This window comes from Solidesulfovibrio sp. DCME, assembly GCF_049995385.1.
GTDB lineage: Bacteria > Desulfobacterota > Desulfovibrionia > Desulfovibrionales > Desulfovibrionaceae > Solidesulfovibrio.
On the sequence record NZ_CP188261.1, the window covers coordinates 2,815,659 to 2,836,399 of the forward strand.

General features: G+C 68.4%; 20 protein-coding genes. 13 read left to right on the top strand and 7 right to left on the bottom strand.

Translation table 11 applies throughout. The features are described from left to right. The first annotated feature begins 289 nt into the window (after positions 1 to 289). Genes ACP59X_RS12300 through ACP59X_RS12310 form a run of 3 tightly spaced genes read left to right on the top strand, consistent with a single transcriptional unit; the run spans position 290 to position 3,589 of the window. Positions 290 to 1,807 (top strand): PP2C family protein-serine/threonine phosphatase, encoded by a 1,518-nt coding sequence (locus tag ACP59X_RS12300; RefSeq protein ID WP_428558657.1) that lies wholly within the window; start codon positions 290 to 292, stop codon positions 1,805 to 1,807. A 22-nt stretch (positions 1,808 to 1,829) separates the two neighbouring features. Next, complete coding sequence (locus tag ACP59X_RS12305; RefSeq protein WP_428558659.1) at positions 1,830 to 2,768, top strand: hypothetical protein; 939 nt, start codon at positions 1,830 to 1,832, stop codon at positions 2,766 to 2,768. Further along, complete coding sequence (locus ACP59X_RS12310) at positions 2,768 to 3,589, top strand: nitroreductase family protein (protein WP_428569888.1); 822 nt, start codon at positions 2,768 to 2,770, stop codon at positions 3,587 to 3,589. The genes ACP59X_RS12305 and ACP59X_RS12310 overlap by 1 nt, the downstream gene beginning before the upstream one ends. A gap of 60 nt (positions 3,590 to 3,649) precedes the next feature. Here ACP59X_RS12310 and tgt read toward each other — a convergent pair whose 3' ends face one another. Then, complete coding sequence (gene tgt, locus ACP59X_RS12315; RefSeq protein WP_428558661.1) at positions 3,650 to 4,783, bottom strand: tRNA guanosine(34) transglycosylase Tgt; 1,134 nt, start codon at positions 4,781 to 4,783, stop codon at positions 3,650 to 3,652. Positions 4,784 to 4,840: 57 nt separating this feature from the next. On the opposite strand from tgt, the gene ade reads away from it, so the two are divergent. Both ade and ACP59X_RS12325 read left to right on the top strand, forming a co-directional pair. Beyond that, positions 4,841 to 6,574, top strand: coding sequence for an adenine deaminase (ade, locus tag ACP59X_RS12320; RefSeq protein ID WP_428558664.1), 1,734 nt, complete (start codon positions 4,841 to 4,843; stop codon positions 6,572 to 6,574). A 181-nt stretch (positions 6,575 to 6,755) separates the two neighbouring features. Beyond that, positions 6,756 to 6,911 (top strand): bacterioferritin-associated ferredoxin, encoded by a 156-nt coding sequence (locus tag ACP59X_RS12325; protein WP_428558666.1) that lies wholly within the window; start codon positions 6,756 to 6,758, stop codon positions 6,909 to 6,911. A 736-nt stretch (positions 6,912 to 7,647) separates the two neighbouring features. On the opposite strand, the gene typA is transcribed toward ACP59X_RS12325, so the two are convergent. The 5 genes from typA to elbB form a co-directional block, all read right to left on the bottom strand. Next, a complete protein-coding gene (gene typA / locus ACP59X_RS12330) occupies positions 7,648 to 9,489 on the bottom strand; it encodes a translational GTPase TypA (RefSeq protein WP_428558668.1) in 1,842 nt (613 codons plus the stop codon). 81 nt (positions 9,490 to 9,570) lie between these two features. After that, positions 9,571 to 11,289, bottom strand: coding sequence for a PAS domain-containing sensor histidine kinase (locus ACP59X_RS12335; protein ID WP_428558670.1), 1,719 nt, complete (start codon positions 11,287 to 11,289; stop codon positions 9,571 to 9,573). Further along, the gene (gene ercA / locus ACP59X_RS12340) at positions 11,261 to 12,442 is read right to left on the bottom strand and encodes an alcohol dehydrogenase-like regulatory protein ErcA (protein WP_428558672.1); all 1,182 of its coding nucleotides are present in this window, start codon (positions 12,440 to 12,442) and stop codon (positions 11,261 to 11,263) included. Before ercA ends, ACP59X_RS12335 begins: the two co-directional genes overlap by 29 nt. A 36-nt stretch (positions 12,443 to 12,478) precedes the next feature. Then, complete coding sequence (locus ACP59X_RS12345) at positions 12,479 to 13,297, bottom strand: carbohydrate deacetylase (protein ID WP_428558674.1); 819 nt, start codon at positions 13,295 to 13,297, stop codon at positions 12,479 to 12,481. Between the two features lie 16 nt (positions 13,298 to 13,313). After that, on the bottom strand, positions 13,314 to 13,973 hold the full coding sequence (gene elbB / locus ACP59X_RS12350; protein ID WP_428558676.1) for an isoprenoid biosynthesis glyoxalase ElbB: 660 nt from the start codon (positions 13,971 to 13,973) through the stop codon (positions 13,314 to 13,316). A gap of 182 nt (positions 13,974 to 14,155) precedes the next feature. On the opposite strand from elbB, the gene ACP59X_RS12355 reads away from it, so the two are divergent. The 8 genes from ACP59X_RS12355 to ACP59X_RS12390 all read left to right on the top strand — a co-directional run bounded on the left by ACP59X_RS12355 (position 14,156) and on the right by ACP59X_RS12390 (position 20,184). Beyond that, positions 14,156 to 15,355, top strand: coding sequence for a LeuA family protein (locus tag ACP59X_RS12355; RefSeq protein WP_428558678.1), 1,200 nt, complete (start codon positions 14,156 to 14,158; stop codon positions 15,353 to 15,355). Continuing rightward, the gene (locus ACP59X_RS12360) at positions 15,352 to 16,086 is read left to right on the top strand and encodes a hypothetical protein (protein WP_428558680.1); all 735 of its coding nucleotides are present in this window, start codon (positions 15,352 to 15,354) and stop codon (positions 16,084 to 16,086) included. The genes ACP59X_RS12355 and ACP59X_RS12360 overlap by 4 nt, the downstream gene beginning before the upstream one ends. Next, on the top strand, positions 16,083 to 17,879 hold the full coding sequence (locus ACP59X_RS12365) for an ABC transporter ATP-binding protein (protein ID WP_428558682.1): 1,797 nt from the start codon (positions 16,083 to 16,085) through the stop codon (positions 17,877 to 17,879). Before ACP59X_RS12360 ends, ACP59X_RS12365 begins: the two co-directional genes overlap by 4 nt. Beyond that, the gene (locus ACP59X_RS12370; protein WP_323429245.1) at positions 17,869 to 18,084 is read left to right on the top strand and encodes a hypothetical protein; all 216 of its coding nucleotides are present in this window, start codon (positions 17,869 to 17,871) and stop codon (positions 18,082 to 18,084) included. Before ACP59X_RS12365 ends, ACP59X_RS12370 begins: the two co-directional genes overlap by 11 nt. After that, entirely contained in the window at positions 18,081 to 19,124 is a 1,044-nt protein-coding gene (selD, locus tag ACP59X_RS12375) for a selenide, water dikinase SelD (protein WP_428558685.1), read from the top strand. Before ACP59X_RS12370 ends, selD begins: the two co-directional genes overlap by 4 nt. Positions 19,125 to 19,146: 22 nt before the next feature. Further along, positions 19,147 to 19,488 (top strand): DsrE family protein, encoded by a 342-nt coding sequence (locus tag ACP59X_RS12380; RefSeq protein WP_428558687.1) that lies wholly within the window; start codon positions 19,147 to 19,149, stop codon positions 19,486 to 19,488. Positions 19,489 to 19,582: 94 nt separating this feature from the next. Next, positions 19,583 to 19,810, top strand: coding sequence for an AbrB/MazE/SpoVT family DNA-binding domain-containing protein (locus ACP59X_RS12385; RefSeq protein WP_428558689.1), 228 nt, complete (start codon positions 19,583 to 19,585; stop codon positions 19,808 to 19,810). Next, positions 19,807 to 20,184 (top strand): type II toxin-antitoxin system death-on-curing family toxin, encoded by a 378-nt coding sequence (locus ACP59X_RS12390; RefSeq protein ID WP_428558691.1) that lies wholly within the window; start codon positions 19,807 to 19,809, stop codon positions 20,182 to 20,184. Before ACP59X_RS12385 ends, ACP59X_RS12390 begins: the two co-directional genes overlap by 4 nt. Before the next feature lie 167 nt (positions 20,185 to 20,351). Here the strand turns inward: ACP59X_RS12390 and rpsT are convergent, their stop codons facing one another. Next, positions 20,352 to 20,615: a 30S ribosomal protein S20 gene (rpsT, locus tag ACP59X_RS12395; protein WP_428558693.1), complete on the bottom strand. Its 264-nt coding sequence runs from the start codon at positions 20,613 to 20,615 to the stop codon at positions 20,352 to 20,354. Positions 20,616 to 20,741: the final 126 nt, after the last annotated feature.

The following is a 20,741-nucleotide window of genomic DNA, read 5'->3' on the forward strand; positions in this document are numbered from 1 at the left end:
TTAAGGAAAATGAAATTATACGAAACCTTGTCGTAGTCCCGGCGGACGCCCGCGCGAGCCCTCGCGACGTGTCCCCGCCAGCCGTCCCGCAGCCGGCCGCCCCGGGCGGGCCTGCGCCCGGCCTTCCAGTCACGATATCGCGCAAAGCAGGATTGCTTCCCTAGGCGCCTTCGGGCAAGAGGAGTGGATGCACCACGCTCCATCGTTCCAAGGGGTCGGTTTTGCCGCCCGACGCTACCTGGTCGTCACGGTCCTGCTGACGGTTTACGGCGGCCAGGTCTGACCGTTCATGGAGGCTTTGCCCCCCGTGTGGCTGGGGGCGATGCTCGCCGGGTCCTTTGCCCTGATGCTGGCCGGGCGGCCCCTGGCCATGCATCGTTTCGTCCTTGCCGCTTCCTCCAGGGCACAGCCCGGGCGCCAAGGCCTGCTGGAATTCGTCTGCTGCCTGTTCGCCGGCTCCGTGGCCGGCCTGGGCGTCGAGGCCCTGTACGGCTTTCCCCTGGTCACGGGCTGGAAGCTGGCCGTGGGCGGCGCGGCCGCCGGCTTCTACCTGGGCCTGGAAAGCGGCCTGCTGCGGCTGCGCGACCTGGTGCGCCAAGCCAGGCACACCGACGTTTTCCCCCGGGCCACCGCCCCGGGCGATCTGCGCAGCCTGGCCCGCCGGTTCCTGTTTCTGGCCAGCGTGGCCACGCTCCTCCTCATGGGGCTTTTGGCGCTCATCTGGGCCGGCGACGTGGCTTGGCTGTCCACCCTGGAGCGCACCCCGGAGGTGCTCGCCCGGGCGAGGCGCACGGTCATGCTGGAAAACCTGCTGGTGCTGACCATCTTGTTCCTGTGCGCCGCCCGGATCATCGTCCTGTATGCCGGCAACCTGCGCCTGCTGTTCCACACCGTCACCGATGGCCTGGCCCGGGTCAGCCAGGGCGACCTGACCGTGCGCCTGCCCGTGGTCACGGCCGACGAGTTCGGCCGCATCGCCGCCGGGGTCAACGCCATGGTGGCCGGCCTTTCCCATCGGGTGCGGCTGCTCGATGCCCTCAAAGTCGCCGAGGACGTGCAGCGAAACCTCCTGCCCGGAGAGCCGCCTCGCCTGACCGGGCTCGATGTGGCTGCCTCCAGTGTCTACTGCGACGAGACCGGCGGGGATTATTACGATTGCATTACGCTCGGCGCCCAGCGTTTCGCCCTGGTCGTTGGCGACGTGGCCGGGCATGGCGTAGGTTCGGCGCTGCTCATGGCCTCGGCCCGGGCTTCGGTGCGCATGGCCGCGGCCCTGGGCGGCGACCCGGTTTCCGTGGTCGGCGCGGTCAACGGCCGGCTGTGCGAAGACGTCAACGGCACGGGGCGCTTCGTGACCCTTTTCTACCTCGACCTCGACGCCCGCACGCGCCTGCTGCGCTGGGTGCGCGCCGGCCAGGACCCGGCCATGCTCTATCTGCCGGAAGCGGACCGCTTCGAGGACCTGGCCGGCCCGGGTGTCCCCCTGGGGGTGGTGGCCGGCTACGGCTACAGGGAGTCGCGCCGGGCCTGGCCCGAGGCCGGGCTGCTGTTTCTCGGCACGGACGGCATCTGGGAAGCCCGCAACAGGGCGGGGGAGATGTTCGGCAAGGAGCGCCTGCGCGAGGTGCTGCGCCGGGCGGCCCGCCTTCCGGCCCAGGAAGTGGTCGCGGCCGTAACCGAAGCCGTGACGGCCTTCCGCCAGGGGCTGCCCCAGGAAGACGACATCACCATGGTGGTGATCACCTTCCCCGAGGCAGGCGGCGCGGCCGCGAGTGGGGCGCTTGCCGGAAGCCACGCCATGGGCTAATGTCGCATCCTTGAAGCGGAGTATGGCGCACAAGAAAACACGCATCGTCGACGTGGCGGTCAACGTCTTCGGCAAGCCGGCCCAGACGGCCCTTTCCCTGCTGACGCTCCTGCACCACAGCGGCCAGTGGATCGACAAGGTCTATTTCATCGAGGAGCCGGACGTCATCAACGACCTGTTCGCCCACGCCGACACCCGGCGGCTTGTGGGCGAGCGCCTCGTCCATTTCCGGCCGCGCTTCATGAACTGGCGCTATCCCGTGGACCCCGCCCGGCTCGGCGACACCGACTATCGCCACAGCTTGCGCTACCAGTATCCCTTCGAGCGCACGGACAAGAACTACCTGCTTTTGATCCACAACGACTGCGAATTCATCGGCGACGCCGTGGGGCTGCTGCTCGGCCGTATCGGCGAGGCCACGGGCGCGGGCGAGATCGGCCAGTGCTGGCTGTGCCCGGCCAGCTACCTGGGCCGGTGCGGCCCGGGCCGCTACCGGGACTTCCGGCCCGATTTCGCCACCTTGCGCGGGCTCTACGACGCCCTGGACCCGGCCATCTACCGGCGGCGCTACATGTGGGAGCCAAGGCCCGAACTCGTGGCCAACCCCTGGCCCCTGCCGGAATGCCGGCTCAACGAATACTGCTGCCTCATCAACATGGCCAAGGCCAAGCCGGCCACCTGTCCCGCCGGGCCGGCCCGGCCGTTTGGCGCCTATGTGGACGTGGGCAACCCCGAAACCGGCGAGGGTGTGCTGGACATCGGCGTGGCCTGGTTCGGCGACATGGTCCGCCTGGGGCACGAATTCGTCCACGTCCCCCTGGCCCCGTGCCTGCGCCATGCCGTGGGCGGCCACAAGGCGCTTTTCGACACCGACCTCTACGTGCGCCAGGAAGAGCAAGCCCTGGCCGTTTTAAACGCCCGTTTCGGCGCAACCTCCTCCGCAAAAAAGGAAGGTTCGTGATGGCCCTGTTCACCATAACCGAGGCCTGCACCGGCTGCGGCCTGTGCGTGGCCGCCTGCCCGGCCAGCCTGGTGCGCCAGGCCGCCCCGGGCGAGACGCCCACGGCCCTGGAAGGGCGCGAGGCCCACTGCATCCGCTGCGGCCACTGCGCCATCGCCTGCCCGACCGGAGCCTTCGTCCACGAGCTGCTGCCGGCCGAGGAATTCGCCCCCATCCGGCGCAAGGACCTGCCGGATTTCGCCGCCGTGCGCCATCTGCTGGACAGCCGCCGGTCCTGCCGCACCTTCGATCCTGCGCCCGTCCCGCGCCAGGAACTGCTTTCCCTGATCGATGCCGTGCGCCACGCGCCCACGGGCCACAACACCCGGGATGTCGGCTATGTCGTCGTGGACGGCCCGGCGCGCATGGACGTGGCCCGCCAGGGGGTGCTGGACTGGATCGCCGGGGAAGTCGGCGCCAAGACCGAGCGCGCCCGGGAACTGCACCTGGCCGGCGCGGCCCGGGCGGCGGGCAAGGGCAAGGACGTCATTTTTCGCGGCGCGCCCCACGTGGTGGTGGCCCACGCCCCGGACGGCGGCATCACGCCGGCGCTGGACGCGGCCATCGCCTGTGCGTGGCTGGAGATCGCGGCCGCGGCCGCCGGCTACGGCGCCTGCTGGTGCGGCTACCTCATTTTCGCCCTGGACGCGCACCGGCCGCTGGGGGAAATGCTCGGCATCCCGCAGGGGCGCAAAGGCTACGCCGCCTTGCTGCTCGGCCGGCGCGCCGCCAGGCCCCTGGCCATCCCGCCCCGGGACATGCCGCCTGTGACTTTCTTTTAAATACGAGGGGGTCCGGGGGGCATCATGCCCCCCGGCGGGGTTCGGGGCGGCGCCCCGATCTTATTCTTCCACTTCCTCGTTTTCCGGGTAGACGGCTTCCAGGTCCGCCCGGAAGGCGGCGAAGCGGCCGTCGCGGATGGCGGCCCGGGCGCGTTCCATCATCTGGGAAAAAAAGGTCAGGTTGTGCAGGGTGTTGAGCCTGTACGACAAAAGCTCCTTGGCTATGTAGAGATGGCGCAGATAGGCCTTGGAAAAGGTCCGGCAGGCGTAGCAGGGGCAGTCGGCGTCCAGCGGCGAGTCGTCCTCGCGGTACTCGGCCCGCTTGATGTTGACCTTGCCCTTGGTGGTAAAAAGCGTGCCGTTTCGGGCGTTTCTGGTTGGCAGCACGCAGTCGAACATGTCGATGCCGGCGGCCATGCCGGCCAACAAATCGCGCGGCGCGCCCACGCCCATGAGGTAGCGGGGCTTGTGGGCCGGGAGCAGGGGGGTGGCGTCGCAGAGGATGTCGTACATCTCCGGCCGGCTCTCGCCAACCGACAGGCCGCCCAGGGCGTAGCCCTCGAAGTCCAGGTCGATGAGCTGCCGGGCGCTCTCGGCGCGCAGGTCCTTGAAAAATCCGCCCTGGACGATGCCGAACAGCAGTTGGCCCCGATCCCGGGCCGGGTGGGCCTGGCGGCAGCGCGCCGCCCAGCGGGTGGTGAGCGCCAACGACTTTTCCGTGTAGGCCCGGTCCGCGCCGTAGGGCACGCACTCGTCGAGGACCATCATGATGTCCGAGCCGAGGTTTCGCTGGATGGAGACGACTTTTTCCGGCGAAAAGAGATGCTTGGAGCCGTCGATATGGGAGGAGAAGGTGACCCCCTCCTCGGTGATGCGCCGCAGCCCCGACAGGCTGAACACCTGGAAGCCGCCGGAATCGGTGAGGATCGGCCCGTCCCAGCCCATGAAGCGGTGCAACCCGCCGAGCCTGGCCACCAGTTCGTCGCCCGGGCGCAGGTAGAGGTGGTAGGTGTTGCCAAGGATGATTTGCGCCTTGAGGTCATGCAGGTCGGTGGGGCACAGGCTTTTGACCGTGCCCTGGGTGCCGACGGGCATGAAAATGGGCGTTTCGACCTGGCCGTGGGCGGTGCTGAGCAGTCCGGTGCGGGCCGCCCCGTCGCCGGGACCCAAGGTAAACGTTCCTGGTACGTTCATGTGCCATGATATACGCAATTTTTCCCCGGGATTCAACGTTTTCCCCAAGGAGAGCCCATGCCCGATTCCGAAAGCCTCGACATCCTGCGGCGGCGGCTGGCCGTGGCGCGCGGTGAGGCGCCGGCCGATGTGTGCATCAAAAACGCCCGTGTGCTCAACGTGCTTTCCGGCGAAATCCACCAGGCCGACGTGGCCGTGGCCGCAGGCGTGGTCGTCGGCTTTGCCGGGGGCGAGGCGGCGACCGTGGTCGAGGCCGACGGCCGCTACCTGTGCCCTGGCTTCATCGACGGCCACATCCACATCGAATCGACGCTGCTTTCGCCACCGGTCTTCGCCCAGGCCGTGGCCCCCCACGGCACCTGCGCCGTGGTCTCCGACCCCCACGAGATCGCCAACGTGCTGGGCCTCGCCGGCATCGAATACATGCTGGCCTGCAGCCGGGACCTGCCCGTGACCTGCTACTTCATGATGCCCTCGTGCGTGCCGGCGACAAACATGGCCACGTCCGGGGCGCGCATCGGCGCCTCGGACGTGGCCGCCATGCTGGCCCGCTATCCCGACCGCATCCTGGGCCTGGCCGAGGTCATGAACTACCCCGGGGTGGTTGGCGGCGACGAGGACATGCTGCGCAAGCTGCGGGCGGCCCGGGGGCGCGTCATCGACGGCCATGCACCGGGCCTGACCGGCCGGTCCCTCGACGCCTACGTCACGGCCGGGCCGGGCTCGGACCACGAGTGCACGGAACTGGAGGAGGCCCGGGAAAAGCTGCGCCGGGGGCTGCACGTCATGATCCGCCAGGGCAGTACCGAACAGAACCTTGACACGCTCCTGCCGCTGGTCACGGCGGACAATTCCAGCCAGTTCTCCCTGGTCAGCGACGACCGCGACCCGGTGGACCTGAGCCGGGAAGGGCACATCAACGCCCTGGTGCGCCAGGCCGTCTCGCGCGGCGTGCCGCCGCTTCGGGCCGTGGCCATGGCCTCCATCAACCCGGCCCGGTATTTCGGCCTGCGCCGGCGCGGCGCCATCGCCCCGGGCTACCGAGCCGACTGCATGCTGGTCACGGACCTTACAACCTTCGACATCACGGATGTCTTCCTCAACGGCCGGCACCTGGCCGACTGGGAATTCGCCGACCATTCCTGCCTGACACCGCCCCGGGCCATGCGCGTGGCCGGGGAGCTCACCGAGGCCGGTTTCGCCATCCCGGCCAAGGGTGCGCGCCACCGGGTCATCGGGCTCATCCCGGGCCAGATCGTCACCGAGGCGCGCCTCGTTAAGGCCCGCATCGCAAACGGCCTGGCCGTGGCCGACCCCGCGCGCGACATCGCCAAGCTGGCCGTCATCGAGCGCCACAAGGCCACGGGCAACATGGGCCTGGGGTTCGTGTCCGGCCTTGGGCTCAAGCGCGGGGCCGTGGCCGGCACGGTGGCCCACGACGCCCACAACCTGATCGTGGCCGGGGTCAACGACGCGGACATGGTGCTCGCCGCCCGCACGCTCATGGTCTCGGGCGGCGGCTTCGCCGTGGTGGCCGACGGCAAGGTCCTGGGCCAGGTGCGGCTGCCCGTGGCCGGGCTCATGAGCGACGCGCCGCTGGAGGTGGTCACGGCCCAGTTGGCAGCCCTGGGCCAGGCCTACCGGCAGTTGGCCGGCGAGGGACCCGAAGCCTTGGCCCATCCGTTCATGGCCATGTCGTTTCTGTCGCTCGAGGTGATTCCGTCGCTCAAGCTCACGGACCAGGGGCTTTTCGACGTGACGACCTTCTCCCGGGTCGGGCTGTTCGTTTGAGGCCGGGGACTGAATGTGTACTTTACGTATACATTCAGTATTACATTATTATATGTTATTCGTCAACATATTAAATTAAAAAGATTATTGTGAACAGTTCCTTTGCCCGACGTGTCCGCTGGCCCTTGGCCTGATGCCAGGGCCGGCGGCGTTTCGGAACGTTTCTTTGCGGAGCAATCCCATGCAGGGCCTGATTTGCCATTGCTTCGGCTATGCTGCGGCGGACATCGAACGGGATGTGGCGACGAACGGCAAGTCGCTGATTTTCGAGCATATCCTGGCACAGAAAAAAGCCGGGGGCTGCCAATGCGCCGAGAAGAATCCGGCTGGCCGGTGATGCTTACCTGAGGTCCGCCAGGCGGCGGACGAAGCCTTGCGACGGTTGGGCCGTTGGCCGGCATGCGGACCCGGCGACCGTTCGGACGAGCCTTGCTTCCTGAAGGAATTCGCTGGCGGAATTAAAGAATAGACAATTATTTTGAGATGTTGCACATGGGAAAGCATAAATCCTTACCAGCAGAGATCCTTCATAACCAGTATAAATCCTTCCTCATAAATCCTTCCTAAATCCTTTTCGAGGGCGCGACACGGAGGCAAGCGGCCCGGGCAACGGGAGCCTTGGGCGCGGCGGACGTTTTCCGGCTCGGCGCGGCGGCAGGGAGTTCCAGGAAACGATTGGGCGCGGTGTCCGGAAGCGGACTGGCGCGCTTTCCCGTTCCCGGCTATTTGTCCCATAATGTAAATTATGTTAACTTTGAGCCGGAGGTTCCGATTCGCGCCGGCATTTTCTGCCGCCAACGGCCAGCAACACCTTCCCCTGCATTCCCCAGGCAAGTCCCACCGGCGCTGGCAAGGCCAGGCCTTCGCGCCTTGGTTGCGGCCGCTGCATCCTGTCGGTTTGCGGCCCCCGGACGCTCCCCGCGCCCGATGCCCACCCGATGGATAGCGGCCCGCTGCGGCAATGCCCACGACCAGCCCCGTGGGCCGGCTCCCGGAAGCCGCCTGCGGCCGTTTCCCATAAAAAAAGCCCGGGCGAACCCGGGCTTGGCGTCCGATACGGCCAGGCCGGCGGCCTAGCCCTTGTCCTTCTTCCGGACCCCGTCCAGGGTGTGGCGGTCCTTGGCCGAAAGCACGGTCTTGCGCAGCCGGATCGAGGCCGGCGTCACCTCGACCATCTCGTCCTCGCGCACGAAATGCAGCGCCCGCTCGAGCGTCATGGGCAGCACCGGCGACAGGATGACGTTTTCGTCCTTGCCCGAGGCCCGCATGTTGGTGAGCTTCTTTTCCTTGCACGGATTGACGTTGATATCGTTGTCCCGATTGTGCTCGCCAACGATCATGCCTTCGTAAACCGGTTCGCCCGGGGTGATGAACAGCCGGCCCCGCGGTTCGAGGTTAAAAAGCGCGTACGGCACGCCCACGCCCTCGCGGTCGCAGACGATGGAACCGGTGAAACGGCTGGGGAAATCGCCCCGGTATTCCTCGTAGCCCTCCAGAGACGAGTTCATGATGCCCGTGCCCTTGGTGTCGGTGAGGAACTCGTCGCGGTAGCCGATGAGCCCGCGCGACGGAATGGAAAATTCCAGGCGCACCCGGCCCGAGCCGTGGTTGACCAGGTTGAGCATGCGCCCCTTGCGGATGGACAGCTTCTCCGTGACCACGCCCACGAAAGCCTCGTCGCAGTCGATGAACAGGTGCTCCACGGGCTCCTTTTTCACCCCGCCCTCGACCTTGAGGATGACCTCCGGCCGCCCCACCGACAGCTCGAACCCTTCCCGGCGCATGGTCTCGACCAGGATGGCCATCTGGAACTCGCCCCGGCCCTTGACCGTGAAGCTGTCCTTGTCCTCGGTCTCCTCCACGCGGATGGCCACGTTGCGCAGGGTCTCCTTGGACAAGCGCTCGCGCAGCTTGGCCGACTGCACGAACTTGCCCTCCCGGCCGGCGAACGGCGAGGAGTTGATGGCGAAACGCATGGCCACGGTGGGCTCGTCCACGTGGATGCGCGGCAGGGCCTTGGGCGCGTCGGCGGTGCAGATGGTGTCGCCGATGGTCACTTCCTCGACCCCGGACAACACGATGATGTCGCCGGGTTCGGCCTCGTCGGTCTCGGTCAGGCTCGGCCCCTGATAGACCTGCAGCTTGGACACGCGCAGGGGCTTGGCCGCCCCGGACTCGTCGATGCGCACCAATGTCTGGTTGATGCGGGCCGTGCCGGAAATGACGCGCCCCACGGCCAGCCGGCCCAGGAAGTCGGAATAGCCGAGGTCCGAGACCAGCATGCGGAAGGGCTCGTCCGGGTCGTGGAACGGGGCGGGAATGGTGGACAGGATGCGGGCGAAAAGCGGTAGCAGGTCGCTGCCCTCCCCGTCCAGGGACTCCTTGGCCAGGCCCTCGCGGCCGATGGCGTAGAGCACCGGGAATTCGAGCTGCTCCTCCGAGGCGTCGAGGTCGATGAACAGGTCGTAGATTTCGTTTAAGACTTCCTCGACCCGGGCGTCTTTGCGGTCGATCTTGTTGACCACGACGATGACGGGCAAGCCCCGGTCCAGGGTCTTTTTGAGCACGAAACGGGTCTGCGGCAGGGGCCCTTCCGAGGCGTCGACCAAAAGCACCGCGCCATCGACCATGGACAGGGCCCGCTCCACCTCGCCGCCGAAGTCGGCGTGGCCCGGGGTGTCGATGATGTTGATCTTGACCCCGCCGGAAATGACGGCGCAGTTTTTAGCGGCGATGGTGATGCCGCGTTCGCGCTCCAGGTCCATGCTGTCCATGATGCGGTCGGCCACTTCCTGGTTCTGGCGAAACAGCCCGCTTTGACGGAACATGTGGTCCACAAGCGTCGTCTTGCCGTGGTCGACGTGAGCGATGATGGCGATATTGCGCAGCCCTTCGTTTCGGATCTTCTGGCTCATGATGGGGGGGTCCTTGAAAAAACGTTGCCGGCGCGCGGTCACCGCGGCGCCGGGGTCGGGGACATACCGCAACGGCGGCCGTTAGGCAATCGGCAGGGTGAAGGTAAACGTACTGCCGGTGCCGGGCCTGGATACGAAAAAAATGCGACCGCCGTGTGACTCCACGATGTGTTTACAGATGGGAAGCCCCAGCCCCGTGCCCTTGGGCTTGTTGGTGAGCGTCGCGCCGATCTGGTTGAACTTCTCGAAAACCTTGTGCTGCTCGGGTTCGGGGATGCCGATGCCCGTGTCCGCCACCTCGATGACGACATAGTGCCCTTCGACCCGGGACCGGCAGGTGACCGAGCCGTGTTCGGTGAACTTGAGGGCGTTGGACACCAGGTTGACCAGGACCTGGATGATCCGGTCGCGGTCGCCGAGGACCTCGGGCAGCCGCCCTTCGATGCGGGTGTTGAGCGAAACCTTCTTGTTGGCCCCGAGCAACCCGGCCGAGGCGGACATGACATGGCGCACGATGGCGGCCGGGTCCACCCGTTCGGACCGGAAGGCCATCTTGCCGGCTTCGAGCTTGGCCAGGTCCAGGACGTCGTTGATGAGGTGCTTGAGCCGCTCGCCCTCGGAGACGATGATGCGCAGGTTGTCCATGACCTGGCCGGCCTGGCGGCGGTGGCGGGGGTTGTCGTCGAGAAGCTTTTCGAACAGCTCCTCCAGGCGTTTTTCGATGATGACGGCGAACCCCAGCACCGAGGTCAAGGGCGTGCGGATCTCGTGGGAGACCATGGACAGGAAGTCGGATTTGGCCCGGTTGGCGGCCTCGGCCGCCTCCTCGGCCCGTTTGCGGATGGTCACCTCGTGGGTGAGGCGTTCGTTGATGCGGGTCAGTTCGGCCGTGCGCTCGGCCACGGCCTGCTCCAGCTCGTCCTGGTAGCGTTGCAGGGTCTGCTCGGCCTTCTTGCGGATGGTGACGTCCTGGAGCGACCCGTCGAAACGTTCGGGCTCGCCGGCGGCGTCGCGGATGCGCCGGGCGTTGATGAGCCCCCACATCAGCCCGCCGGATTTGGTGCGCAGTTCGATTTCGAGGTTTTTGACCTCGTCGTAGCGGGCCAGTTCCGAGCGGATGCGCTGCCGGTCGTGGTCGTTGGTCACCACCTCGTCCACGATGTTCTTGATGCGCCGCATGAGATCGCGCGGCGAGGCGTAGCCGAGGATCGCGGCCATGGCCGGGTTGGCGCTGATCATGCGGCCGTCGAGGGCGCACTGGAAAATGCCCTCGGCGGCGTTTTCCACGATGCCCCGGTATTTTTCCTCGGCCCGTTTGAGGGCCAGTTCGCTTTTTTTGCGGTCCGTCACGTCCCGGGCCACGATGACGGCGATGGCCCCTTCCTCGCCCCTGGCCAGGCGGAAGGTCATCTCCACGGCCAAGCCCGGCCCGGTGCCGCGCGGCGAAGGCAAGATCGTCTCGATGCGGCCGGCGGCGAAGTCGCCGGAAAAAAGCCCGCGCAGGTGCTCCACGGCCTCCTTGGGCAGCAGGTCGGCGAAATGGCGGCCGACAAGGGCGCTACGCTCCAGGCCAAGCAGCGCGCCGGCCGCCCCGGCGGCGTCGGCCACGCGCCCCGTGCGGCCATCGACCAGGAAAATGCCTTCGGCCGTCTGGTCCAGCAGCGAACGGAAGCGCTCAAGCTCGTCGAGGCGGCGCTTGAGCTCGGGAAAATAGCTTTTGCTGACGGACTGCTCGCCAAAGCCCAGGAGTCTGGCCCGGCGATAGTCGGGTTCAGGAGGTGGCGCGCCGGGCATTTTCATAGATGGCTTCGAGGTCGCTTTGGGACGCTTCCCGGGGGTTGGTCAGCAGGCACGGGTCGGCCATGGCCTTGCGGGCCAGTTCGGGGATGGCTTCCGGGCTGACCCCCAGATCGGCCAGGTTCAGGCGCAGGCCCAGGGACGTGCGAAAATCCGCAATGGCGGCCACCACCGACTCCTTTTTCTCCGCGTCCGGGGCGTCGTCGTCGAAACGGGCGCCGAGCAGGCGGCCAAGGGTCACGTAGCGGTCCGCAACGGCGTCGTAATTGTAGCGGACCACGTGGTCAAGCAAAATGGCGTTGCACAGGCCGTGGGGCAGGTCGAGCAGGCCGCCCAGGCTGTGGGCCATGGCGTGGACCGCGCCCAGGATGGCATTGGACAGGGCCATGCCGGCATAGAGGCTGGCCAGGCACATGCCGCCCCGGGCGTCGATATTGCCCGGGTCGACCAGCACCCGGGGCAGGTTGAGGCGGATCAACCGCACCGCCTCCAGGGCCAGCAGGTCGGTCATAGGGCCGTGGGCGTTGGAAACGTAGGCCTCCACGGCGTGGGTCAGGGCGTCGAGGCCGGTGTGGACCGACAGTTCCCGGGGCATGGTGGCCGTGACTTCCGGGTCGATCAGCGACGCGTCGGGAATGAGCATCTTGCTGGCGATGGCGACCTTGACCCGTCTGGCCGTGTCCGTGACGATGACGAACTGGGAGACGTCGGCGCCGGTGCCGGCCGTGGTCGGTACGCAGACGATGGGCGGCCCGGGCCGGTCCACGTTGTCCACGCCCTCGAATTCCAGGATGTGGCGCCTGTTGGCCGAAACGATGCCGATGGCCTTGGCGCAGTCCATGGCCGAGCCGCCGCCCACGGCCACCAGGGCGTCGCAGCCGGATTCGTCGAACAGTTTCGCCCCGGCCATGACCTCCACGTCGCGCGGATTGGAGGACAGGGCCGAGAACAGCCGCGGCTCGATGCCGGCCGCCACCAGGCTCGTCGCCACCTTGTCCGGCCAGCCGAAGGCGAAAAGCCCCGGATCGGCCACGAGCAGCGCACGGCGCACGCCGAGCCCGGCCGCCTGCCGGCCGGCCAGGGCCACGGCCCCCCGGCCGAAGACGAATTCCGGGGCCACGAATTTGCGCAGGGACAACAACAATCGTTCCGGCATGTCCCCTCCCGGGCGATGCTTCGCCCCGCCGTCCGGTTACGATATGAGGCGAAGTTCCGTCCGTGCCGCGACGGCAGCCGACACGGCCGTGGCCGCCACGGCGCCAGGGCCGCAACGGACGATGCCGCGTTCGGCCAGCCGGGCGGCCAGGCCCGGATCGGTCAGGACGAGGAGTTCCCGCTCCCGGCCCTGGTCATAGCCGCTGATGGCCGCCAGGGCCGCGTCGGCCTGCCCCGGATGGGCCATGACCTCCACCGTGCCCTGGCCGCCCAGGGCGGCAAAGGCGGCGTCGACCAGCGACACGAAGGCCTCGGCGTCAACCGTTTCGCCGTAAAACCGGGTCAGGCACAAATCGGCATGGGGCACGCCGGCCCCGTCCATGGCCCGGCGCATGCCGTCGGACAGGGCCCTGGCCGGCAGCCCCAGTTCCCGGGCCAATTCCAGGAAGACCGGAAACACTTCCACCCGCTTGTGGATGTGGTGATGGGAATCCAGATGGCTCGGTTCGAGCCCGGTTTCCCGCAAACGGGCCAACTGCGCCCGCCATTCCCGGCGGACCTCGTCGGGGGCGACATCGGCCACGTCGAGCTTCTTGCGGGGGAAAAGCCCCTCGGCCGTAACCAGGCTCGGCACCTCCCCGGGCGGCAGGCAGGGCCGGCCGCCGGTGAGCTGCAAATGCAGCCCCACCCGGCCGCGCAGACCGGCGCCGAACCGGCGGATGCGCTCGGGCGCGCCCGCGGCGCAGACCATGGCCGTGGTCCCGTCCACCAGGCCGCGCTCCATGGCTTCGGCGATGCCGCGCGTCACGCCGTCGGTGAGGCCGAAATCGTCCGCATTGACGAAAAGCCGACGCATCCGCCCTCCTTGGCGATCAGGCTGCCTTGACCCGGGAGAGCACCGTCTCCACGAGCTTTTCAATGCCCTTGGCGATGTCGGCGATGCCGGGGCCGAGCATGTAGGCCGGCGTGGTCACGAGGTTGTTGGCCGCGTCCACCTGGATTTCGTCCACGGCCCGGGCCACGTGCCTGGCGCCGGCCGCCTCCAGGGCTTGGGCCGTGCCCGGGTCGTTGCCGATGGTCAGTTCCGGCTGGTGGCCGCCGAGCGCCAGGGCCAGCACGGCCGGGGCGATGCAGATGGCGCCGATGGGCTTGCCGGCGGCGTGCATGGCCGCGATGAGGGCGGCAACCGAAGGCACGACCGTGCCCTGGCCGCCCTTGTCGGCGAAATCGCACAGGTTTTTGGCCGCGCCGAAACCGCCCGGCAAGATGAGGCCGTCGAGGTCGTCGGCCGTGACGGCGGCCACGTCGGCAACCGGCCCCCGGGCGATGCGGGCGGCTTCCACGCGGATGTTGCGCCGCTCGCCGGTCGGGGCCTTGGCCGCGTGGTCGACCACGGCATAGTCCGCCTCCGGGGCCAGGCACACGACCTTGGCGCCGGCTTTGTTCAGGAAATACAGGGTGAGCGTGGCCTCGTGGATCTCCGATCCGTCGAGCACGCCGCAGCCGGACAACAACACGCCGATGGTGGCCATACCGTCTCCTCCGGGATCGGGGAATAAGGAAAAAATCCCTCCCACCCAACCCGGAAAACCTATCCCTTGGCCCCTTGTTCGTCAAATCCTGTCCCGGCTGGACCGGCCCGGCCCGCCGGTCCACCGGAATTGCCAAAAGCGCGCCGCATTGCCATCGAAGCGAAAGAAGCGCATGAAGGCGCATGCCCACTTCCCTTGCCGCAGCTTCACCGCGACCCCTCACACCGCTTATCATCTCCGACACCACCCTGCGCGACGGGGCGCAAATGCCCGGCGTGCGCTTTTCCGTGGACGACAAGGTGGCCATCGCCACCGCCCTGGCCGAAGCCGGGGTCGACGTCATCGAGGCCGGCTTCCCGGCCGTGTCCGACCGGGAAATCGAGGCCGTGCGCCGCATCGGCGCCGCGGTGGCCGGTCCCCGGATCATGGCGCTGTGCCGGGCCGTTTCCGGCGATATCGAGGCCGCCTGGCAGGCCCTGGCCGAGGTGGAGCCCGACCGCCGGGGGGTCGGCGTCTTTTTGGCCACAAGCCCCCTGCACCGCCGCTACAAGCTCGGCAAGTCCAAGGACGCCTGCCTGGGCATGATCGCGTCGGCCGTCACCAAGGCCCGCCGGCGCTTCACCAAGGTCACCTTCAGCTGCGAGGACGGCAGCCGCACCGAGCCGTCCTTCCTGGTCAAGGCCTACACCGTGGCCATGGACGCCGGGGCCACGGGCATCGGCTTTCCCGATACCCTGGGGGTGCTCACGCCCGAAACCGTCAAGCGGCGCGTGCGCACGCTCGCCGGCCTGGCCCACCCGCGCGGCGTCAAGCTGCGGGTGCACTTCCACGACGACCTGGGCCTGGCCACGGCCAACACCCTGGCCGCCGTGGCCGCCGGCGCGGATATCGTCCACCTGACCGTGGGCGGCATCGGCGAACGGGCCGGCAACGCCGCCCTGGAAGAAACGGTCATGGCCCTGACCCTGCACCGCAAACAGTACCGCCGGGCCATCGGCCTGGACCCGGCCAGGCTCACCGCCCTGTGCGGCCTGGTTTCGCGCCTGTCCGGGGTGGCCCTGCCGCCCAACAAGGCCGTGGTCGGCGGCAACGTCTTCGCCACCTCGGCCGGCGTCCACCAGGACGGCCTGCTCAAACACCCGGACACCTACCTGCCCTTCCGGCCGGAGGCGGTGGGGGCCGCCGGCATCCGCCTGCCCCTGTCGCCCCTGTCCGGCCGGGCCGCCCTGGCCCTGCGCCTGGGCGAGATCGGCATCCGCCTGACCGGGGAGGAGCTCTCCCGGGCCAGCCGCATCGTCAAGAACGCCGACCCGGCCGCCTGGGCCGACGAGGAGGCCTTGCTGCGCCGGGCCGCCACCCTGGCCAGGGACGGCGCGCCGTGATCCTCGCCACGGGCCTGGCCGCCCTGTGCCTGGCCGCCTTGCACCTGGAGGTGCGCCTGCTAGCCCCGGCCCTGGACGCGCCGCGAAGCCCCTGGCTGTCGGCGGCCGGCGGCGCGGCCGCGGCCTACGTGTTCGTGCACATCTTTCCCGGGCTGTGCGACGGCCAGGAGGCGCTACGCCGCACGGGCTGGGCTTTTGTCGCGGTGCTGGACCGCCATGTCTTCCTGGTCGCCCTGCTCGGCCTGCTGGTCTTCTACGGCCTGGAGCGGGCCGCCCTGGCCGCCCGGGGCGGCCGGCAAAACCCGCCCGTGGGCGCCGGTTCCCGGGGCGCGGGCGTGTTCTGGCTCCACCTGGTCTCCTTTGGCCTGTACAATTTCCTCATCGGCTACCTGCTGGTCAACCGGGTGCATCCCGGCCCGGTGAGCCTTCTCACCTATTTCGCGGCCATGGCCCTGCACATGGCCGCCGGCGACTACGGCCTGCGGCGCCATTTCACCGACGACTACCGCCGCCTGGGCCGCAAGGTCCTGGCCGGGGCCGTCCTGGCCGGTTGGGCCGTCGGCGCGGCCTTTCGCGTCCACGAGGCCGTGCTGGCCGTCCTGTTCGCCTTTCTGGCCGGCGGCGTTGTCATGAACACCATGAAGGACGAGATCCCCCTCGACGGGTCGGGCAATTTCCCGGCCTTCGCCCTGGGCGCGACCGGGTACGCCGTCCTGCTCCTGCTCGTATGAAAAAGCCATCCCAACACCCGGCGCCAAAGGCCGCCCAGGCCTTTCTGGGCCGCCACGTCTGGCGGCTTTACGCCTATCTGCGGCCCTACAAGGCGGCCCTGGCCACCGGCCTGGCCCTCAACATCCTGGCCCGGGCCTGCGACCTGCTGCCCCTGGCCCTGGCCGGCCGGGTCATCGACGCCGCCGCCAGGGGCGAGGCCGCTCCCGCCACCTACGTCCTGTACGGCCTGGCCATCCTGGCCGGTTTCCTGTTCCTGGCCGTTTTTCAAAGCAGCTCGGACTACGTGCTCGCGGCCATGGCCCAAAAGACGCGCCACGACATCCGGTTAAGCCTCTATGGCCACCTCCAGTCCCTGGACCCGGCCTTTTTCGAGGACCGGCAGACCGGCGACATCATGTCCGTCATCGTGGCCGACGTGGACACCCTGGAAAGCTTCCTCACCGATGCGCTCACCTCCATCATCCGGCTGGCGGTCACCTTCCTTGGCATCTACGGCTACCTGTTTTTCCTGGAATGGCGGCTGGCGCTGCTGCTTTTCTTGCCGCTGCCCCTGGCCATCTTCGCCGTGCGCCGGTTCGTCACCCGGGTGCAGCCCCGCTACCGGGAAACGCGCCGGGCCGTGGGCGCCATCGCCGGGCTGCTCGAAAACAACATCGCCGGCATGGGCGTCATCCAGGCCTACACCGCCGAGGACCGCCTCCACGCCGCCGTGGCCGCGCGCTCGGCCAGCTACCGCGACGAGGCCATCGCCGCCGAGGCCGAGCGGGCCAAATTCGTCCCGGCCATCTACGCCGTGGCCGGCCTCTCCTTCGGCGCGGTTTTCGCCGGCGGCGGCTACCTGGTGGCCGCCGGCCACGGCCCCACCGTCGGCGACTACACCACCTTCGTGCTTTTTGCCGCCCGGCTCGTGCTGCCGCTTTTCGTCTTCGGCATGCTCATCAACCAGATCCAGCGGGCCGAGGCCGCCGCCTCGCGCATCGCCGAACTGTTGGCCGTCAAGCCCCGGGTGGCCGACCGGCCCGAGGCCGTGGCCCTGCCCCACCGCCCCGGGGAGATCGCCTTCCGGGATGTCCGTTTCGCCTACCCGTCGCGGGGGCCGGTGCTGCACGGCATCACCTTCTCCCTGCGCCGGGGCGAGGTGACGGGCGTGGTCGGCCCGACCGGGGCCGGCAAATCCACCCTGGTCAAACTGCTGCTGCGCTACTACGAGCCAACCGGCGGCGCGATCCTCGTCGACGGCCGTCCCCTGGCCGCCTACACGCTCAAAAGCTGGCGCGGCCAGCTCGGCTACGTCTCCCAGGACGCCTTTTTATTCCACGGCACGGTGGCCGAGAACATCCTGCTGGGGCGCCCCGAAGCCGACTTGGCGGCCGTTCGCCGGGCGGCGGCCGTGGCCGGGGCCGACGACTTCATCATGAAGCTGCCGTCGGGCTACGACACGCTCATTGGCGAACGCGGCATGAAACTTTCCGGCGGCGAACGCCAGCGCGTGTCCCTGGCCCGGGCCATCCTGCGCGATCCGGCCGTGCTCATCCTCGACGAGGCCACCTCGGCCGTGGACACGCGCACCGAGGCGATCATCCAGCAAAACCTCCACGCCTTCCGCCAGGGCAGGCTGACCCTGGCCGTGGCCCATCGCCTGTCCACCGTGCGCCAGTGCGCCGAAATCCTGGTCGTGGTCGAGGGCTGCCTGGTCGAGCGCGGCAACCACGAATCCCTGGTGGCCGCCGGCGGGGTCTACGCCGGCATGTGGGCCGTGCAAAGCGGCGCGGAGTCCGGCCGTGACCTTTGATCCCGACACGGCCACCGTCCTCGACCTGGTGGCCGCCCATCCGGCCACCGAGGACGTCTTGCGGCGCTACGACGGCCCGGCCGGCTGTTGCCTGCTGTGCCAGGGGCTTTTCGAGACCATCGGCGCACTGGCGGCCCGGTTCGGCCTTGACCGCGAGGCGCTGGTGCGTGATTTGAGGGAAAGCATCGACAAGGAGCCGTCATGACCGTGGAACTGGTCAAGACCGTCACCGCCGCCGGCTGAGCGGCCAAGATCGCCCCAGGGGACCTGGAGGCCGTCTTGCGGGGCTTGCCGCCCGTGACCGATCCTCGGCTGCTGACCGCAAGCGGCGTCAACGAGGACGCGGCCGTGGTGCGCCTTCCGGACGGCACGGGGCTCGTGCAGACCGTGGATTTTTTTACCCCCATCGTCAACGACCCCTACAAGTTCGGCCGTATCGCCGCGGTCAACGCCCTTTCCGACGTCTACGCCATGGGCGGCACGCCACTTGCTGCCATGAACATCGTCTGCTTCCCCATAAAGACCATGGACAAGGGAATCCTGGCCGATATCCTGCGCGGCGGCCTGGACGCGATCCTGGAAGCCGGGGCCGTGCCGGCCGGCGGGCACAGCGTGGAGGACAAGGAGATCAAGTACGGCCTGGCCGTCTCCGGTTTGGTTGCGGCCGACGGCTTCGCCTCCAACACCGGGCTTGCGCCCGGCGACGTGCTCATCCTGACCAAGCCGCTGGGCACCGGAGTTCTGGCCACGGCCCTCAAGGGGGATTTCGGCGACGCGGCCGTGCTCGAAGACCTGCTGTTTCGCGTCGCCGGCCGGCTCAACGTCGCCGGCGGCCGGGTGATCCGGGAACTGGGGCTCAAGGCGGCCACGGACGTGACCGGGTTTGGCCTGGGCGGGCATCTGCTGGAGATGGCCGCCGGCTCGGGCGTGGCCGTGGAGCTGACCCTGGCCGACATCCCGTTCCTGCCCGAGGCCGTGGAACTGGCCGGCCTGGGCATGCTGCCGGCCGGGAGCTTCGCCAACCGCGACCACTGCGCCAAGGCCGTGGCCGAGGCCGCCGGGCTCGACCCGGTGCGCTGCGACCTGGTCTTCGACGCCCAGACCTCGGGCGGGTTGGTGCTGGCCGTGCCCGAGGGGAAGGTCGCGGCGGCCCGGCGGATGCTGACCGACGCCGGCGACCTGGCGGCGGTCATCGGCCGGGTGGTGGCGGCGTCGCCGGACGCGGCCCGGCTGCGCCTGGCGTGACATCGGAAAATAGGAGCCGGGAATGCACTTCGACGTGGTTTTTCACGTGGATACGGACGCGGCCGCCCTGGGCATGGCCCTGACCAACGTGGCCAACTATCTCGACGCCTTGGTCCATGAGGACTTCACGGTGGTGCTGCTGGTCAACGGCCCGGCCATCACGCTGATGACCGCCGATGGCGCGACGGCCGACCGCCTCGGGGAACTGGCGGCCAAGGGGCTGTCGGTGCGGGTGTGCCAAAACGCCCTGCGGCATTTCGGCGTAACCGCCGCCCAGTTGCATCCGGCCTGCGCCATCGTGCCGGCCGGCGTGGTGGAGCTGGTGGATTTGCAGCGCCAGGGCTTTGCCTACATCAAGCCGTAACCTCGGCGTGCCCGCCCGCTTCTTCCTGCCACCACGGCCTTGCCGGGCGATCCTTGGGATGTTATAATTTTTGTATCAACTTGGAGGCGGAACCATGCAGGCGCTCAAGATTCGCAAGGTGGGCAATTCCCTGGGGCTGGTGCTGCCCAAGGAGGTCCTGGCCAGGCTCAAGGTCGGGGAAGGCGACACGGTCTACCTGACCGAGGCCCCGGACGGTTGCCGGATCACGCCCATGGATGCGGCATTCGCCGCGCAGATGGCGGCGGCCGAGGCCATCATGCGGGAAGACCGCGATGTTTTACGTGAACTGGCCGCCAGGTGAACTGGACCTGGATCGAAGTCCCCGTGGTCCTGGCCATCCATGACCGCCAGATCGAAGAGCACGGGGGTCTGGCGGGGACGCGGGATCTGGCGCTGCTCGAAGGCGCCCTGGCCAGGCCCAGGCAATGGGCAGCCCATGCCGCGCCGGACGGATTCGACCTGGCGGCCCTCTACGCCCACGGGATCGCCAGGAGCCATCCTTTTCTCGACGGCAACAAACGCACGGCCTACGTCACGGCCATGCTTTTCTTGCGGCTGCACGGCCTTGGGCTCACCGCCCCCGGGACGCAGCGTGTCCTGGTTTTCGAAGCGCTGGGCAAGGGGACTTTGACGGCCGAGGCGCTCGCCGACTGGCTGCACAACCACCGCGCCTGACGCACTGTCCGCGCTGCGAGGCCTTGCCCTCGTTCCCAGCCCCCGGGTCGGCGCGGCCGGGCCATGCCGCGGCCGGCCCGACCCCAGACGGACCCATGCACGAAAAGCCCGTCGCGGCGAACCGCGACGGGCGAACAATCGTGTCTCGAACCGGTGTGCCTGGGGCCCTACTTGGCCTTGTTGATGGCCGTGGACAGGCGGGAAATGTTGCGGGCGGCGGTCTTCCAGTGGATGATCTTCTTCGTGGCGGCCTTGTCCAGGACCTTGGTGGCGGACAACAGGGCGGTCTCGGCGGCGGCGGCGTCACCGGCGGAAAGGGCGGCGCGTACGGCCTTGATGACATTGCGCACGCGGGTTTTGACCGCCCGGTTGCGAGCCCGGGCCAAAAGGCTTTGACGGTGCCGTTTGATGGCGGATTTATGGTTGGCCAAGGATCGTTCCTCCGTGTAGTGTTCGCTGAAGCAGAATCAATTAGCTCGACAAGCCAAACCTGTCAAGAAAAAAAATCCATCCGTGCGGTTTATCTCCCCCCCTTTCGGGAGGTCCAGGAGGGGCAG

Bases quoted from the DNA above. Each gene is read 5' to 3' on its own strand.
- ACP59X_RS12300 (WP_428558657.1), top strand. From the start codon at position 290: ATGGAGGCTTTGCCCCCCGTGTGGCTGGGGGCGATGCTCGCCGGGTCC.
- ACP59X_RS12305 (WP_428558659.1), top strand. From the start codon at position 1,830: ATGGCGCACAAGAAAACACGCATCGTCGACGTGGCGGTCAACGTCTTC.
- ACP59X_RS12310 (WP_428569888.1), top strand. From the start codon at position 2,768: ATGGCCCTGTTCACCATAACCGAGGCCTGCACCGGCTGCGGCCTGTGC.
- tgt (WP_428558661.1), bottom strand. From the start codon at position 4,783: ATGAACGTACCAGGAACGTTTACCTTGGGTCCCGGCGACGGGGCGGCC.
- ade (WP_428558664.1), top strand. From the start codon at position 4,841: ATGCCCGATTCCGAAAGCCTCGACATCCTGCGGCGGCGGCTGGCCGTG.
- ACP59X_RS12325 (WP_428558666.1), top strand. From the start codon at position 6,756: ATGCAGGGCCTGATTTGCCATTGCTTCGGCTATGCTGCGGCGGACATC.
- typA (WP_428558668.1), bottom strand. From the start codon at position 9,489: ATGAGCCAGAAGATCCGAAACGAAGGGCTGCGCAATATCGCCATCATC.
- ACP59X_RS12335 (WP_428558670.1), bottom strand. From the start codon at position 11,289: ATGAAAATGCCCGGCGCGCCACCTCCTGAACCCGACTATCGCCGGGCC.
- ercA (WP_428558672.1), bottom strand. From the start codon at position 12,442: ATGCCGGAACGATTGTTGTTGTCCCTGCGCAAATTCGTGGCCCCGGAA.
- ACP59X_RS12345 (WP_428558674.1), bottom strand. From the start codon at position 13,297: ATGCGTCGGCTTTTCGTCAATGCGGACGATTTCGGCCTCACCGACGGC.
- elbB (WP_428558676.1), bottom strand. From the start codon at position 13,973: ATGGCCACCATCGGCGTGTTGTTGTCCGGCTGCGGCGTGCTCGACGGA.
- ACP59X_RS12355 (WP_428558678.1), top strand. From the start codon at position 14,156: ATGCCCACTTCCCTTGCCGCAGCTTCACCGCGACCCCTCACACCGCTT.
- ACP59X_RS12365 (WP_428558682.1), top strand. From the start codon at position 16,083: ATGAAAAAGCCATCCCAACACCCGGCGCCAAAGGCCGCCCAGGCCTTT.
- ACP59X_RS12380 (WP_428558687.1), top strand. From the start codon at position 19,147: ATGCACTTCGACGTGGTTTTTCACGTGGATACGGACGCGGCCGCCCTG.
- ACP59X_RS12385 (WP_428558689.1), top strand. From the start codon at position 19,583: ATGCAGGCGCTCAAGATTCGCAAGGTGGGCAATTCCCTGGGGCTGGTG.